Source organism: Yersinia sp. 1652 StPb PI, assembly GCF_041538345.1.
In the GTDB taxonomy this organism is placed as follows: domain Bacteria; phylum Pseudomonadota; class Gammaproteobacteria; order Enterobacterales; family Enterobacteriaceae; genus Yersinia; species Yersinia enterocolitica_E.
On the sequence record NZ_JAULSM010000001.1, the window covers coordinates 453196 to 468091 of the forward strand.

Below are 14896 nucleotides of genomic sequence, written 5' to 3' on the forward strand. Positions count from 1 at the left end.
AATCTAAACTTCCTAATTAAACTACATGTTGCGCTTGTAAAGTTGGGCTTGGTTCACCAATAGGCAATACGGTACGGCCATATTGTTCGTTCAATACTTCTGCCATTGCCAGGTAAATTGCACTTGCACCACAAATGATGCCTTCGAAACCGGCGAAAACCAGCAGTGAATGGTTACCGGTGAAGTTACCGACGGCCAGCAGCGCAAACAGCAGCGTCAGGCTACCGAACACAAACTGCAAAGCACGGTTAGCGGGCAAAGTTCCGAAGAACATAAACAGTGTGAAGATGCCCCATAAACCTAAATAAACGCCGAGGAATTGTGCATCAGTTGCGTCAGCCATACCCATCTTAGGTAACATCAGCAAACCGACCAGGCTCAGCCAAAATGCGCCATAGGAGGTAAATGCAGTGGCCGCGAAAGTATTACCCTTCTTATATTCCAGCATACCCGCCAGAATTTGTGCCAGACCGCCGTAAAAAATCCCCATACTCAAAATAACAGAGGTCAGGGGGAAGAAACCTGCATTGTGTAGGTTGAGCAAGACGGTTGTCATCCCAAAACCCATCAGGCCTAACGGGCCAGGATTTGCCAACTTGGTGGTGTTCATAAGTCCTCTGCAATTAACAGAATGCTAAAAAATGGATAGTTATCCGAATAAGTATCAAACGCCTGAATGACCAAAAAGTCGTCGATTCCTTTAGTGCGCGCCGCATCATAATGATCCACGCGGTTGGAAACAATGATCTCGAGGGTGATAAAAAGTAATTTTTTTTCATCTCCCCCCTTGATGCTGCGTTTCGTGGCCCCATCTTATTCCCAACCGCAGGGACTAATCGTGGATCAGCGGACACATGCATCAGTAAAATATTGGGCATGAAAACATTGATTAACAAAATACGGGCAGTTGAAAACAAACAATCCGCCCACATATAGATTAGTAACTTGACCGAATATGACTTTTTAGTGGAGGCGTTTTAGATGGGTAAAATTATTGGTATCGACTTGGGTACTACCAACTCTTGTGTAGCAATTATGGATGGCACTAAAGCTCGTGTGCTGGAAAACAGCGAAGGCGACCGTACTACGCCTTCTATCATCGCTTATACCCAAGATGGTGAGATTCTGGTTGGTCAACCGGCTAAACGTCAGGCTATTACTAACCCACAAAACACACTGTTTGCCATCAAACGTTTGATTGGCCGTCGTTTCCAGGATGAAGAAGCGCAGCGTGATAAAGATATCATGCCGTACAAAATCGTGGCAGCCGACAATGGTGATGCTTGGGTTGAAGTAAAAGGCCAGAAAGTTGCACCACCACAGATTTCTGCTGAAGTTCTGAAGAAAATGAAGAAAACAGCTGAAGATTTTCTGGGTGAACCAGTCACTGAAGCGGTTATCACTGTACCGGCTTACTTCAACGATGCTCAGCGTCAGGCAACGAAAGATGCTGGCCGTATCGCCGGTCTGGAAGTAAAACGTATCATCAACGAACCAACCGCAGCGGCACTGGCCTACGGTCTGGACAAAGAAGTCGGCAACCGTACTATCGCGGTTTATGACCTCGGTGGTGGTACTTTCGATATCTCTATCATCGAAATCGACGAAGTTGACGGTGAAAAAACCTTCGAAGTTCTGGCAACCAACGGTGATACTCACTTGGGTGGTGAAGACTTTGATAGCCGTCTGATCAACTATCTGGTTGACGAATTCAAGAAAGACCAGGGTATGGATCTGCGTACCGATCCACTGGCAATGCAGCGCCTGAAAGAAGCCGCTGAAAAAGCAAAAATCGAGCTGTCTTCAGCTCAACAGACCGACGTGAACCTGCCGTACATCACGGCTGATGGCAGCGGTCCAAAACACATGAACATCAAAGTGACCCGCGCTAAATTGGAGTCACTGGTAGAAGATTTGGTTAATCGTTCTATTGAACCACTGAAAGTGGCTTTACAAGATGCTGGCCTGTCTGTTTCCGATATCCAGGACGTTATCCTGGTTGGTGGTCAGACTCGTATGCCAATGGTTCAGAAGAAAGTTGCTGATTTCTTCGGTAAAGAACCACGCAAAGACGTTAACCCAGATGAAGCTGTAGCCATTGGTGCGGCAGTGCAGGGTGGTGTTCTGTCTGGTGAAGTGAAAGACGTTCTGTTATTGGACGTTACCCCACTGTCACTGGGTATTGAAACCATGGGTGGTGTGATGACCCCGCTTATCACTAAAAACACCACTATCCCAACTAAGCACAGCCAGGTGTTCTCTACTGCAGAAGACAACCAGTCTGCGGTAACCATCCATGTGCTTCAGGGTGAGCGTAAACGTGCTCAGGATAACAAGTCTCTGGGTCAGTTCAATTTGGACGGTATCCAGGCTGCTCCTCGCGGTATGGCGCAAATCGAAGTGACTTTCGATATCGACGCCGATGGTATTCTGCATGTGTCTGCTAAAGACAAGAATACCGGTCGTGAGCAGAAGATAACCATCAAGGCATCTTCTGGTTTGAACGAGGAAGAGATCCAGAAAATGGTACGTGATGCAGAAGCTAACGCAGAAGCAGACCGTAAGTTTGAGGAACTGGTTCAGACTCGCAACCAGGCTGACCATCTGATTCACGGCACCCGTAAACAGTTGGAAGAAGCCGGCGACAAACTGCCAGCAGAAGACAAAACTGCGATCGAAGATGCTTTGAAAGCGCTGGAAGCTGCTCTGAAAGGCGAAGACAAAGCTGAAATTGAAGCGAAAACTCAGGCTCTGGTGCAGGTTTCTGGCAAATTGCTGGAAATGGCTCAGCAGCAGCAAGCAGCCGCAAGCGGCGATGCTGGTGACACCAGTGCCAAGAAAGAAGACGACGTGGTAGACGCCGAATTCGAAGAAGTGAAAGACAAAAAATAATCGCCCTTAAGCGGGCACAGCAGTGGTAGGCCTTACTGTTGCTGGAAACCAGCACGGGCGTCGAGGAAACTCTACGCCCGTGCACGCATGTTAAGGGTAGGAAAAAAAGAGAATGGCGAAGAGAGATTATTACGAGGTTTTAGGCGTCAGTAAGGGCGCCGATGAACGTGAAATCAAAAAGGCCTATAAACGCCTGGCAGTAAAGTATCACCCGGACCGTAATCAGGACGAGAACGATACCGGTGAAAATTTTAAAGAAGTTAAAGAAGCTTACGAAATTCTGACTGATCCACAAAAACGTGCAGCATATGATCAATATGGTCATGCAGCCTTTGAACAAGGTGGCATGGGCGGCGGCGGTTTTGGTGGTGGCGGTGGTGCTGATTTTAGCGACATTTTTGGTGATGTTTTCGGTGATATCTTTGGTGGTGGCCGCCGTCAGCGTGCTTCCCGTGGTTCCGATCTACGCTACAACATGGATCTGACACTGGAAGAAGCCGTGCGCGGCGTGACTAAAGAAATTCGCATCCCAACGCTGAATGAGTGTGATGTTTGCCACGGTAGTGGCGCTAAGCCGGGAAGTTCGCCAGTCACTTGTTCGACTTGCCGTGGTGCAGGTCAGGTACATATGCGCCAAGGGTTCTTTACCGTACAGCAGGCATGTCCTACTTGTCAGGGTAATGGTCAAATCATTAAAGATCCTTGCAACAAGTGCCATGGGCATGGCCGTGTTGAAAAATCCAAAACACTGTCGGTTAAGATCCCCGCCGGTGTTGATACCGGTGACCGCATTCGCTTAAGTGGCGAAGGTGAAGCGGGTGAACATGGCGCGCCAGCAGGTGATTTATATGTTCAGGTGCAAGTTAAAGCGCACCCAATCTTCGAACGTGAAGGCAATAACCTGTATTGTGAAGTGCCAATTAACTTTGCTATGGCAGCCTTAGGCGGCGAGATTGAAGTCCCAACGCTGGATGGCCGGGTTAAGCTGAAAGTCCCAGCAGAGACCCAAACCGGCAAGCTGTTTCGCATGCGTGGCAAGGGTGTTAAATCTGTGCGTGGCGGAAGTCAGGGTGACCTGTTATGCCGTGTTGTGGTTGAGACACCAGTCCATCTGAGCGAAAAACAGAAACAGCTACTGCGTGAACTGGAAGAGAGTTTCGTCGGTGCTGCGGGTGAGAAAAATAGTCCCCGCTCTAAAAGCTTCTTAGATGGCGTTAAGAAATTCTTTGACGATTTGACTCGCTGATCAATGAGTTGTTAATCGGCTAAGAAAGTGCAAGAAAACGAAAAATCCTCGATTAACGTCGGGGATTTTTTTCATCATCGACTAAATATATATGTGAAGTAAATCATCAATGGCTCGGTTTTTTCGATCATTTGATGTCATAAAAACGACTTTTTTCGAGTTGAAGACTATCTTAAAATTGATGCATTGATTCGCCGGGCACAGGCTCACTGTCCGATGTAAGGAGTTATTCATTGTGACAAACATGATCCGTCAATTTTTACGCCAAGAGGCCGCGGGTGGGCTGATTCTAATTTTTGCTGCCACCGTCGCCTTATTTATGGCTAACAGCCCCCTATTTAGCATTTACCAATCATTTCTTGATGTACCGGTATCGGTAAAGATAGCCTCGCTGGATATCAGCAAGCCACTATTACTGTGGATTAATGACGGTTTAATGGCGATATTCTTCCTGATGATTGGGCTGGAAGTTAAGCGCGAACTGATGGAAGGTTCGTTAGCTGGCCGCGATAAAGCGGTTTTTCCGGCCATAGCAGCATTAGGTGGTATGCTGGCACCGGCTTTGATTTATCTATTATTTAACGCTGCTGATGAGGTTACCCGCCAGGGCTGGGCAATTCCTGCGGCTACTGATATCGCCTTTGCGTTAGGTGTGATGGCTCTGTTGGGGAATCGGGTTCCAACCAGTCTTAAAGTCTTTTTACTGGCGCTGGCCATTATTGATGACTTGGGTGTCATCATCATTATTGCGTTGTTTTATACCCACGAGGTTTCACTGCAAGCCTTAGGCATAGCTGCTGCGGCTATTGCGCTACTGGCTTACATGAATTGGCGTGGGGTAGGGAAAACCTCTGCCTATCTACTGGTGGGATTGGTATTGTGGGTCTGCATCCTCAAATCAGGTGTGCATGCGACCTTAGCCGGGGTCATTGTCGGCTTTATGATACCGTTGCACACTAAAGATAAGCGTTCACCGTCAGAATCGCTCGAACATGGTTTGCACCCATGGGTTGCTTATTTGATCTTGCCACTGTTTGCGTTTGCCAATGCGGGGGTTTCATTGCAAGGCGTTTCACTCGCTGGATTGACATCGCTATTGCCTCTGGGGATTGCGAGCGGTCTGTTTATTGGTAAGCCACTGGGGATTTTCCTCTTTAGTTGGCTCGCGGTTAAGTTAGGGGTGGCTAAACTACCTGACGCGATAAACTTTAAGCAGATTTTTGCGGTGTCGGTGCTATGCGGTATCGGTTTTACTATGTCGATATTTATTGCGTCGCTGGCATTTGATGGCGCCGATCTCGCTTTGCTTACCTATTCTAAGTTGGGCATATTATTAGGCTCCACCACCGCAGCCATTGTGGGTTATAGCTTGTTGCGTATGGCCTTGCCAGCAACAAGAAAAATAACTCGCTGATTACTATTTGAATGACCAGTGCCGCTCGTAAAGGTACTGGTGTTCTACCTGATGGATTCCTAGGCTTACCGTCAGAACAGGGAACGTTTAGTCGTGCATGAGGTTATATACACCCTAAATAATTCGAGTTGCAGGAAGTCGGCAAGTGAAAGGCAGATTGGTTGTAAACCATTTTGAACGCTGCCAATGCACATGCAACTTGAAGTAGGACGGGTATATCTGGCTCGCCGATATGTTAAGGGGATAACAACATGCGAATGTCACATATCAATTTCAATCATCTTTATTACTTTTGGCAGGTCTGTAAAGAAGGTTCAGTCGTCGGTGCAGCAGAAGCATTATTCCTGACGCCACAAACAATTACCGGGCAAATTAAAGCGTTGGAAGAGCGTCTGGGGGGGAAGTTATTTAAGCGACAAGGGCGAGGCTTGGTGCCATCAGAGTTGGGGCAGTTGGTCTTTCGTTATGCGGATAAAATGTTCATGCTTAGCCATGAAATGCTGGATATCGTTAATTATCGCAAAGAATCTAATCTACTTTTCGATGTTGGTGTTGCCGATGCATTATCCAAGCGCTTGGTGAGCCAGGTTCTGGAAACGGCTGTCGTTGAGAACGAAAAGATTCATCTGCGCTGTTTTGAATCGACCCACGAAATGCTGCTGGAGCAGTTGAGTCAGCACAAACTGGATATGATTCTGTCCGATTGTCCGGTTGACTCCAGCCAACAAGAAGGGTTGTTCTCTGTCAAACTGGGCGAATGCAGCGTGAGTTTTTATTGTCGTCAGCCGATCCCTGATTTACCTTTCCCTGCTTGTTTGCAGCAAAAGCGTTTGTTGATACCGGGCCGTCGTTCCATGCTTGGGCGCAAATTGCTGAACTGGATTAACAGTAAAGGGCTACAGGTAGAGATTTTGGGTGAGTTTGATGACGCGGCACTGATGAATGCTTTCGCTATTTATAACAATGCTATTTTTGTTGCACCGACAATGTACGCTGCTGATACCTACGCTAAAGATGACCAGATAGTCGAAATTGGCCGCTTAGACAGTGTGCAGGAAGAATATTATGTGATTTTTGCCGAGCGTATGATCCAACATCCGGCAGTGCAGCGGGTATGTAACAAAGATTTTTCCGCGCTCTTTAGTGGCTAAATAGCCACGTTACCTTGCAAACTACAGCTGTGTTGATTGCACTCGTTCATAAATATGTCAGCTTATCGGGATTAATGAGTGCCACCCTAGGGACTGACATAAATGCTGTCACCTCGGGTTTATACCAATTTGTCATTTGATGGCTGACTTTCTGCGTTTTGAACTCTATAGGCTATAAATGGGTCTTGCCGTGAATAGGCTAAATTATAAGCAATTCAAAAAATAGATATAAAAAAACCGGCCTAGGCCGGTCTTTTTACTAAGCAATCGACGTAATGCAATTACTGCATTGCGTTGATTTGCGCGACTAAGTTTGACTTATGGCGCGCTGCTTTGTTTTTGTGGATCAGACCTTTACAGGACTGACGATCCACGATTGGTTGCATTTCATTAAATGCTTTTTGCGCTGCGTCTTTATCGCCAGCTGCAATTGCCGCATACACCTTCTTAATGAAGGTACGCACCATTGAGCGACGGCTAGCGTTATGCTTGCGGCGTTTCTCAGACTGTACGGCGCGTTTCTTAGCTGATTTGATATTAGCCAAGGTCCAACTCCCAAATATATTCTATTGAGGACAATTCAAAGGCCGAGGAATATGCCCTTTTAGCCTTCGTTTGTCAATGGATTTGTGCAAATAAGCGCCGTTTGTACGGGCGGCACTTGCTACGTTGTGATGGAGCGGGATTTTACCAGCTTCGCACTGCGGAATACAGTCTTTCGAAAGAAAAATCCACAGTTCACTGCCTTGAAGGGATTCGACGGTGGTTCTTGTAAAAATCTCAGCCTGCTTCTGTATTCAAACTCCGTGCGCATTCTACAGGATAAAGTCAGTAAAAGGGATTTTACCTGCACAATATTGGCAAAATGGTATGACTTTCGGTTAAAGGTGCCAATCGCGGGTTAACCTTAACGGCTGTACAAGGTATAATCCGGCGATTTCCACTGTTTTGAGCCAGCTATGGAGCTAATTCGCGGTATACATAATATCCGGGCACGCCACCATGGTTGCGTGCTAACTATCGGTAACTTTGATGGTGTCCATCGTGGACATCAGGCCTTATTGGAGCAGCTAAAGTGTGAAGGTCAGCGCTTGGGCTTGCCCGTAATGGTTATGATATTTGAACCGCAACCACTGGAATTGTTTGCAGCGGACAAAGCACCAGCAAGGCTAACGCGCCTGCGGGATAAAGCCAGATATGTGGCTGAGGCCGGCGTTGATTATCTGTTGTGCGTAAAATTTGATCCGCGTTTTGCAGCTAATACTGCGCAAGCTTTTGTTGCTCAGTTGCTGGTAGAGAAGTTGGGTGTTAAGTTTTTAACTGTTGGTGATGACTTCCGCTTTGGCGCAGAGCGTCAGGGGGATTTTCAACTGTTACAGCAAGCTGGTGCTGAATTTAGTTTCGATGTTATCAGCACAGATAGCTTTTGTGATGGTGGGTTACGCATTAGCAGCACCGCAATTCGTCAGGCACTTTATAATGACGATTTGGTGTTGGCTGAGGCGTTGCTTGGCCACCCCTATAGCATTTCCGGCCGAGTGGTTCATGGTGATGAACTGGGGCGCACGATTGGCTTCCCCACGGCGAATTTGCCATTAAAACGTTTAGTCGCTCCGGTGAAAGGAGTGTATGCGGTTGATGTGTATGGCTTGGGTCCAGAGCCATTACCCGGAGTTGCCAACATTGGTACCCGGCCTACCGTTGCTGGTGTTCGCCAGCAACTAGAGGTTCATCTGCTGGATGTAACTATGGATCTTTATGGGTGCCATATTGACGTGGTGCTCCGCGCGAAACTGCGCAACGAACAGCGTTTTGCTTCGCTCGATGCCCTGAAGCAGCAAATCGCCCATGATGTGGTGACGGCCCGAACATTTTTCGGGCTAAAGACACCGGTTTAATATTTCTAGCCGAAACGGAACCGAGAATCTAATGAGTGACTACAAGAATACCCTGAACTTGCCTGAAACAGGGTTCCCGATGCGCGGCGATCTGGCTAAGCGTGAACCTGACATGCTGAAACGTTGGTATGAGCAGGATCTGTACGGGATTATTCGTACGGCCAAGAAAGGTAAAAAAACCTTTATTTTGCACGACGGCCCTCCTTATGCGAACGGCAACATTCACATTGGTCACTCTGTTAACAAAATTCTCAAAGACATTATTGTTAAATCGAAAGGAATGGCGGGTTACGACTCTCCTTATATTCCAGGGTGGGACTGCCATGGTTTGCCGATTGAGTTAAAAGTTGAACAGTTAATTGGTAAGCCGGGCGAGAAAGTCAGTGCCGCAGAGTTCCGTACTGCTTGCCGTAAATATGCGGCTGAGCAGGTTGAAGGTCAGAAGAAAGACTTCATCCGCCTGGGGGTATTGGGCGATTGGGACCATCCTTATCTGACGATGGATTTCAAAACTGAAGCCAATATCATTCGTGCATTAAGCAAAATCATTGATAACGGCCACTTGCACAAAGGCGCGAAGCCAGTGCATTGGTGTACTGATTGTGGTTCGTCACTGGCTGAAGCAGAAGTTGAATATTACGATAAAACCTCACCTTCCATTGATGTGCGCTTTAATGCCGTCGATGTAGCGGCTGTTGCCGCCAAATTTAATGTTTCGGCGATTAAAGGCCCGATTTCACTGGTTATCTGGACGACAACTCCGTGGACCTTGCCCGCTAACCGTGCGATTTCACTGAATGCTGAATACATTTACCAACTTGTCCAGGTTCATGGCGAATGCCTGATTCTGGCAGAAGATCTGGTGGAAAGTGTCATGAAGCGCGCAGGGATTGCTGAATGGACGGTATTGGGGAGCTGCAAAGGCTCTGATTTGGAACTGCTGCGTTTCAATCATCCGTTTATGGGCTTTGATGTTCCGGCAATTTTAGGTGATCACGTTACACTGGATGCCGGTACTGGTGCAGTTCACACAGCACCTGGTCACGGCCCGGATGACTTTGTTATCGGCCAGAAATACGGTTTAGAAGTTGCCAACCCGGTGGGGCCGAATGGCTGTTATTTGGCGGGGACGTATCCTACTCTGGACGGCATGTTCGTGTTTAAAGCCAACGATGTGATTGTTGAGCTGCTACGTGAAAAAGGCGCACTGCTGAAAGTTGAAAAACTGGTTCACAGCTACCCGTGCTGCTGGCGCCATAAAACACCTATTATCTTCCGTGCTACACCACAATGGTTTATCAGCATGGATCAGAAAGGCCTGCGTAAGCAGTCGCTGGAAGAGATTAAAGGCGTGCAATGGATCCCCGATTGGGGTCAGGCACGTATCGAAACCATGGTGGCAAACCGCCCTGATTGGTGTATCTCGCGTCAGCGTACCTGGGGCGTGCCGATGTCCCTGTTTGTGCACAAAGAGACTGAAGCACTACATCCACGCAGCACTGAGCTGATGGAAGAAGTCGCCAAACGCGTTGAGCAAGACGGTATTCAGGCATGGTGGGATCTGGATCCTGCGGAAATCCTGGGTGCTGATGCCGCCGATTACACCAAAGTGCCAGACACCTTGGACGTATGGTTTGACTCCGGTTCAACTCATTCGTCGGTGGTTGACGTGCGTCCTGAATTTGGTGGTCATAGCCCGGATATGTACCTGGAGGGTTCTGATCAACACCGTGGTTGGTTTATGTCTTCACTGATGATAGCAACCGCGATGAAAGGCAAAGCGCCTTATCGCCAAGTGCTGACCCACGGTTTTACCGTTGATGGGCAAGGGCGCAAAATGTCCAAATCCATCGGTAACACTATCAGCCCGCAAGATGTGATGAACAAACTGGGTGGTGACATTCTGCGTCTGTGGGTGGCATCAACCGATTACACCGGTGAGATCGCGGTTTCTGACGAAATCCTCAAACGCTCTGCTGACTCTTATCGCCGTATCCGTAACACTGCGCGCTTCTTGCTGGCGAATCTAAATGGGTTTGATCCTGCGCTGCATCAGGTGAAACCGGAAGATATGGTAGTCGTGGACCGCTGGGCAGTCGGCCGTGCCCAGGCAGCTCAAGCTGAGATCATGGCAGCGTACGAAAGTTACGATTTCCACTTGGTGGTGCAGCGCTTGATGCAGTTCTGCTCGGTTGAGATGGGGTCCTTCTATTTGGATATCATTAAAGACCGTCAGTACACCGCGAAAGGCGACAGCGTTGCCCGCCGCAGTTGCCAGACCGCGTTGTTCCATATCGCAGAAGCATTGGTGCGCTGGATGGCACCTATTATGTCCTTTACCGCAGATGAGATCTGGAACCAACTGCCAGGCAGTCGTCCACAGTATGTCTTCACTGAAGAGTGGTATGACGGTCTGTTCGGGTTGGCGGGTGATGAAAGTATGAACGATACTTTCTGGGCCGAGCTGTTAAAAGTCCGTGGTGAAGTCAACAAGGTGTTAGAGCAGGCCCGTAGTGATAAGCGTATCGGTGGTTCATTGGAGGCGGCAGTTACCTTGTTCGCCGAGCCTGAACTGGCTGCGCGATTGAACAGTTTGCAAGATGAATTGCGTTTTGTGCTGTTGACCTCAGCTGCGAAAGTTGCCCCTTATGCTGATGCGGGTGATGATGCGCTGCAAAGTGAGTTGATTGCCGGGCTGAAAATCACCTTTAATAAGGCTGATGGTGAGAAGTGCCCGCGTTGCTGGCATTACACTCAAGATGTCGGTTTGGTAGCGGAACATGCTGAATTGTGCGGCCGCTGTGTCACTAACGTTGCCGGAGACGGTGAAGAGCGTAAGTTCGCCTAATGAGTAAACCTATTTGTTCGACCGGATTGCGCTGGTTATGGCTGGCGGTATTGGTGGTTATTTTGGATCTCAGCAGCAAACAGTGGGTCATGACCCACTTTGCCTTGTATGAGTCAGTGCCGCTGATCCCGTTTTTTAACCTGACCTACGCACAGAATTTTGGCGCAGCCTTTAGCTTCCTTGCCGATAAAAGTGGCTGGCAGCGTTGGTTCTTTGCGGGCATAGCTATTGGTATTTCAGTGGTATTAATGGTGCTGATGTATCGCTCTACTGCCAAACAACGCCTGCTCAATTGTGCTTATGCTCTGATTATTGGTGGGGCATTAGGTAACTTATTTGATCGCATGGTGCATGGTGCGGTGATCGATTTTATCGATTTCCACGTCAATAACTGGCATTTCCCAACCTTTAACATCGCCGATACCGCTATCTGTATCGGTGCTGCGTTGGTTATCTTTGAGGGTTTTTTAAGCCCTGCTGAAAAAACGGCCATGAATAAAGGTGAATGAGATGTCCGAGCGTGTACCCGCTAATCAAGTACAAGACCATTTTGTACAAGACAAGAGCGCCGTATTGGTGCACTTCACTCTGAAACTGGAAGATGGTTCAACGGCGGAATCAACACATATTCACGGCAAACCTGCGCTGTTTCGTTTAGGTGATGACAGCCTTTCTGATGCACTTGAGCAGCAGTTAATTGGTTTGAAAGTAGGTGATAAGCATGCTTTCACTTTACAACCTGAAGATGCGTTTGGTTTGGAAAGCCCTGATCTGATTCAGTACTTCACCCAGCGTGACTTTGCTCAAACCGGCGTGCCAGATGCCGGTACTATTATGCTATTTACCTCCCGTGATGGCAGTGAAATGCCAGGTGTGGTGCGGGAAGTGGCGGAAGAGTCTATTACTGTTGATTTTAATCACCCGTTGGCAGGGCATTCCATTAGCTTTGAAATTGAAGTGTTGGAGATTGACCCGCAACAGGAGGCAATGCATGCAGATATTGCTGGCTAATCCACGCGGCTTTTGTGCCGGAGTTGATCGGGCTATCAGTATTGTTGAACGCGCGATCGAAATGTATGGTGCGCCAATCTATGTGCGCCATGAAGTGGTACACAACCGTTATGTGGTTGATAGCTTGCGTGAACGTGGTGCTATCTTTATCGAGGAGATTTCAGAAGTGCCAGATGGCTCTATTCTGATTTTCTCGGCCCATGGCGTGTCGCAGGCTGTGCGAGCAGAAGCTCGTGAGCGCAAGCTTACTATGCTGTTTGACGCAACCTGCCCATTGGTGACCAAAGTTCATATGGAAGTCGCACGTGCTAGTCGCAAGGGTAAAGAAGCCATCTTGATAGGCCACGCCGGTCACCCGGAAGTGGAGGGTACCATGGGGCAATACAGCAACCCGAAAGGGGGGATGTATCTGGTTGAATCACCTGATGATGTCTGGGCTTTGCAGGTTAAAGATGAGAACAATCTGTGCTTTATGACACAGACGACATTGTCGGTTGATGACACCTCTGCAATTATCGATGCCTTACACCAGCGTTTCCCGAAGATTGTCGGTCCACGCAAAGATGATATCTGCTATGCCACGACCAACCGGCAAGAAGCGGTGCGCAATCTGGCTAATGATGCCGATGTGGTCTTAGTGGTTGGCTCGAAAAACTCCTCTAACTCTAATCGGTTGGCTGAGTTGGCACAGCGGATGGGTAAGCCTGCTTATCTCATTGATTCAGCGGCCGATATACAAGAGTTATGGTTACAGGGGGCTGCGTGTATCGGTGTTACCGCTGGCGCATCTGCTCCCGATATTCTGGTACAGCAAGTTATTGCGCGCTTGCAAGCTCTCGGTGCTGGTGGGTCTATCGAACTTAGTGGCCGTGAAGAGAGTATCGTCTTCGAAGTACCTAAAGAATTACGTGTCGATGTAAAACAGATCGACTGATTGATACCGTGCTTCAACGTTAAAAAGCAGCCCTCAGTGGCTGCTTTTTTATGGGTGTATTTCACCATAACTGCATGAATATGCGAAATAACCGCATTATGCCAGATGAAGTGTTACCGTGTATTTAAGGAATTAAGTGGTTTCACTGATAAAAGCATGCGTATATCATTTTTTTCTAATACAGATTAAATAGGCTGGCAGAGTCCATAGCGGGCGGCTAATCTGAACCTTGGCCAGGGTAGATGACACAATATGAGAGGAAGTATGACTGATTCAACAATTCGTATCGCTGTTGTCGGCGCGGGTGGCCGTATGGGCCGACAACTTATCCAGGCAATTACTCACACTGAAGGTGTGGTGCTGGGGGCTGCTGTTGAACGTGTTGGATCCACATTAGTGGGGAGCGATGCCGGCGAACTGGCCGGAGTGGGGTTGTTAAACATCACAGTAAGTGATGATTTATCTGACGTAGTTGATCATTTTGATGTGTTGATCGATTTTACCCGGCCTGAGGGCACGCTGGAGCATTTAGCCATTTGTCATCAATATCGTAAGGCGATGATAATTGGCACTACTGGCTTTGATGATGCAGGTAAAGAAGCAATCAGGGCTGCGGCAACGGACATTGCTATTGTGTTCGCTGCCAATTTCAGTGTTGGGGTTAATGTGGTGCTAAAGCTGCTAGAGAAGGCAGCGAAAGTGATGGGTGACTATACCGATATCGAAATAATCGAGGCACATCATCGGCATAAAGTTGATGCACCTTCAGGTACCGCGCTGGCGATGGGGGAGGCAATTGCTGACTCACTAGGGCGTTCACTGAAAGATTGCGCGGTTTATAGCCGTGAAGGTCATACCGGCGAACGCAAACCCGGCACTATCGGTTTCGCAACCGTACGTGCTGGCGATATTGTTGGAGAGCATACGGCTATGTTTGCTGATATTGGCGAGCGCGTTGAAATCACACACAAAGCGACCAGTCGCATGACTTTCGCCAATGGCGCGGTTAAATCGGCTATTTGGGTGTCAATGCAGGATAATGGCTTATTTGATATGCGTGATGTATTGAATTTGAATGAACTTTAAAGATGTAAAGCACAGCCAGTGATGTGGTTGTTTTTATCATAATAGTTTGATAACAGGGCAATATTTTATTGTCCTTTTTTATTTGTATTTATAAATAACATGTTTAGCTTATATTGTTTGTGTAATCTGTTTTTTGTTGTGTTTTTACTGTTTTTTTCGTCTTTAAATCCCTTCTTTAGATATTGGTAGTGATTTTTACTGCCCCAGAGCGATATTTCTCAGTCACTACACCTCGCAACCGTTTACTATGTTAAGTTAGCATGTGTTTTTACCGCTATAATCCACTCATTTTAATGAGAACGGTAAAAAACAGAGAAAAAATGGCACTTTGGCTAGACAAGAGCGTCACTCATCATTAAAATGCGCCCAATTTGCCAAAAATTAGCTTTGAGGGCGGTTTTTGCATTGATTTAGAT

General features: G+C 47.7%; 12 protein-coding genes. 10 read left to right on the forward strand and 2 right to left on the reverse strand.

Annotation, left to right across the window (positions count from 1 at the left end):
* Positions 1-16: 16 nt before the first annotated feature.
* A complete protein-coding gene (gene satP, locus Q2T71_RS02105) occupies positions 17-610 on the reverse strand; it encodes an acetate uptake transporter (RefSeq protein WP_083160623.1) in 594 nt (197 codons plus the stop codon).
* Between the two features lie 371 nt (positions 611-981).
* On the opposite strand from satP, the gene dnaK reads away from it, so the two are divergent.
* The 4 genes from dnaK (at position 982) to nhaR (ending at position 6703) form a co-directional block, all read left to right on the forward strand.
* Positions 982-2892 carry a molecular chaperone DnaK gene (dnaK, locus tag Q2T71_RS02110; protein ID WP_372557971.1) on the forward strand — a complete coding sequence of 637 codons (1911 nt, stop codon included), beginning with the start codon at positions 982-984 and terminating at the stop codon, positions 2890-2892.
* A gap of 112 nt (positions 2893-3004) precedes the next feature.
* On the forward strand, positions 3005-4138 hold the full coding sequence (gene dnaJ, locus Q2T71_RS02115) for a molecular chaperone DnaJ (RefSeq protein WP_083160619.1): 1134 nt from the start codon (positions 3005-3007) through the stop codon (positions 4136-4138).
* Between the two features lie 235 nt (positions 4139-4373).
* Positions 4374-5552 carry a Na+/H+ antiporter NhaA gene (gene nhaA / locus Q2T71_RS02120; RefSeq protein WP_372557972.1) on the forward strand — a complete coding sequence of 393 codons (1179 nt, stop codon included), beginning with the start codon at positions 4374-4376 and terminating at the stop codon, positions 5550-5552.
* Between the two features lie 251 nt (positions 5553-5803).
* Positions 5804-6703, forward strand: a complete 900-nt coding sequence (gene nhaR, locus Q2T71_RS02125; RefSeq protein ID WP_083160614.1) for a transcriptional activator NhaR — start codon at positions 5804-5806, stop codon at positions 6701-6703.
* 281 nt (positions 6704-6984) lie between these two features.
* On the opposite strand, the gene rpsT is transcribed toward nhaR, so the two are convergent.
* Complete coding sequence (gene rpsT, locus Q2T71_RS02130; protein WP_002220715.1) at positions 6985-7248, reverse strand: 30S ribosomal protein S20; 264 nt, start codon at positions 7246-7248, stop codon at positions 6985-6987.
* Positions 7249-7662: 414 nt separating this feature from the next.
* On the opposite strand from rpsT, the gene ribF reads away from it, so the two are divergent.
* The 6 genes from ribF (at position 7663) to dapB (ending at position 14480) form a co-directional block, all read left to right on the forward strand.
* Positions 7663-8601, forward strand: a complete 939-nt coding sequence (ribF, locus tag Q2T71_RS02135) for a bifunctional riboflavin kinase/FAD synthetase (RefSeq protein ID WP_372557973.1) — start codon at positions 7663-7665, stop codon at positions 8599-8601.
* Between the two features lie 31 nt (positions 8602-8632).
* Entirely contained in the window at positions 8633-11449 is a 2817-nt protein-coding gene (ileS, locus tag Q2T71_RS02140; protein ID WP_372557974.1) for an isoleucine--tRNA ligase, read from the forward strand.
* Positions 11449-11958, forward strand: a complete 510-nt coding sequence (gene lspA / locus Q2T71_RS02145; RefSeq protein ID WP_372557975.1) for a signal peptidase II — start codon at positions 11449-11451, stop codon at positions 11956-11958. The genes ileS and lspA overlap by 1 nt, the downstream gene beginning before the upstream one ends.
* Position 11959: 1 nt before the next feature.
* A complete protein-coding gene (fkpB, locus tag Q2T71_RS02150; RefSeq protein ID WP_372557976.1) occupies positions 11960-12460 on the forward strand; it encodes an FKBP-type peptidyl-prolyl cis-trans isomerase in 501 nt (166 codons plus the stop codon).
* A complete protein-coding gene (gene ispH / locus Q2T71_RS02155) occupies positions 12441-13394 on the forward strand; it encodes a 4-hydroxy-3-methylbut-2-enyl diphosphate reductase (protein ID WP_372557977.1) in 954 nt (317 codons plus the stop codon). The genes fkpB and ispH overlap by 20 nt, the downstream gene beginning before the upstream one ends.
* A 264-nt stretch (positions 13395-13658) precedes the next feature.
* Positions 13659-14480 carry a 4-hydroxy-tetrahydrodipicolinate reductase gene (dapB, locus tag Q2T71_RS02160; RefSeq protein WP_372557978.1) on the forward strand — a complete coding sequence of 274 codons (822 nt, stop codon included), beginning with the start codon at positions 13659-13661 and terminating at the stop codon, positions 14478-14480.
* Positions 14481-14896 lie beyond the last annotated feature (416 nt).